The sequence below is a fragment of the Collinsella sp. AF23-2 genome, assembly GCF_003459245.1.
GTDB lineage: Bacteria > Actinomycetota > Coriobacteriia > Coriobacteriales > Coriobacteriaceae > Collinsella.
In genome coordinates this window covers 1-1,062 of sequence record NZ_QRVG01000051.1, presented here as the reverse complement: position 1 = coordinate 1,062, position 1,062 = coordinate 1, and the positions used below count along the sequence as shown (strand labels likewise).

At 65.3% G+C, this 1,062-nt stretch carries 1 protein-coding gene; it reads right to left on the bottom strand.

The window, feature by feature from the left end; all coding sequences use genetic code 11:
• The coding region (locus DWY03_RS09950; protein ID WP_117770657.1) for an SIS domain-containing protein at positions 1-1,062 on the bottom strand (1,062 nt) is incomplete at its 5' end.

The following is a 1,062-nucleotide window of genomic DNA, read 5'->3' as shown; positions in this document are numbered from 1 at the left end:
TTAGTAGTCGAACTGGTGGTAGTAGCGGCGGTACTTGAGGTTGTGCTTGGTGACCAGCTCGTAGTTGCGCGCGAGGCGGTCGGTGGTCAGCACGGACAGGATCCAGGGGGACACGATGACGCGGAAGTCGTCGTCCAGGCCCGGGATCGCGTACTCGGCGGTGTCGATGATGACGTAGTCCTCGTCGCCGGTCACGCCGCTGGTGAGGAAGGCGCGGACGCGCTCGTCGAGGGCGCGGCACTCGTCCTCTCCCATGAACAGGAACACCGGGACGCCGGGCTCGAGCAGCTCGAGCGTGCCGTGGAAGAAGTCGTGCGAGGTGATGTGGCGGATGCGCTTCCACTGCATCTCCTCGAGCAGGCACATGGAGTACAGGATGGTCTCGCCCCACAGCGCGCCCGAGCCGATGAACATGGTGTAGTCGGCCAGCGCGTACTTCCTGGCGAGCTCCTCGGCGCGCGGCTCGAAGCGCTTGCGGATGTCGAGCATGTCCTTCCAGACGTCCTTCGTCTGCTCGATGAACAGGTCGAACTTGGGGAAGCAGCCGCGGCGGTTGAGCAGGCGCAGGCCGAAGCAGTCGGCGAGGTAGTAGCCCTTCTCGCAGCCGCCGGCGCCGTGGTCGGAGGCCATCATGACGCAGTTCTCGGCGCCCACGGCCTGCCCGATCTTGCCCTCGGGGTTGGTCATGGCGAAGACGCGCACGCCCATCTCCCTCATCTTGCCGACGGCCTCGAGCACCTCGGGGGTGGTGCCGGACTCGGAGGCGGTCAGCACGACGGACCTGTCGGTCATGCGCTTGTGGCCCATGACGTTCCACTCGGCGGCGTGGATCAGGTAGACCTCGAGGTCGCGGTCGCCGAACTTGTTCATGAGGTACTCGAGCTGCATGAACTCGTCCCAGGTGCCGCCGACGCCCATCAGGAAGACGGCGTCGTAGCCCTCCTCGTGCACGCGGTCGGCCAGGGCGGTCATCTTCTTGCCGGCCTCGTAGACGTTCCTGCCGTCCTCGAGGTAGCCCTCCTGGTCGAAGTGCATGATCTCGATCTTCTCGGTCTCCTTCAT